Raw genomic sequence first — 441 nt, forward strand, 5'->3', positions numbered from 1 at the left:
CGCTGATCGACCAGACCCTGGAGCGCCCGCTGCGTCCGGGCGAAGTCTCGCTCGACGAGCTCGAGCGCGCCTTCCGCGAGACCGCGATCGAGGCGCCGACGCCCGCGCCCGTCGCCAAGGCTGAAGCCAAGGCCGAGCCCGCGCCGGCCGCTGAAGCGCCCGCGCCTGTTGTTAAGGAAGTGGCCAAGGAAGCAAAGCCCGCCAAGGAGAAGGCCGCGCCGAAGAAGTCGATGGCCGACGAGGGCGCCAGCGAAGGCGACCGCATCGCCAACCAGTCGATCCGCGTCAACGTGGATACGCTGGAGCATCTGATGACCATGGTTTCCGAGCTGGTGCTGACCCGCAACCAGCTGCTGGAGATCTCCCGCCGCAACGAGGACACCGAGTTCAAGGTGCCGTTGCAGCGCCTGTCCAACGTCACCGCCGAGCTGCAGGAAGGCG

1 pseudogene is annotated in these 441 nt (G+C 68.0%); it reads left to right on the forward strand.

The window, feature by feature from the left end:
* Positions 1-441: pseudogene (locus XI04_RS08085) on the forward strand (hybrid sensor histidine kinase/response regulator); the annotation flags it as partial.

Source organism: Bradyrhizobium sp. CCBAU 11430 (assembly GCF_028128855.1).
GTDB classification, from domain to species: domain Bacteria; phylum Pseudomonadota; class Alphaproteobacteria; order Rhizobiales; family Xanthobacteraceae; genus Bradyrhizobium; species Bradyrhizobium ottawaense.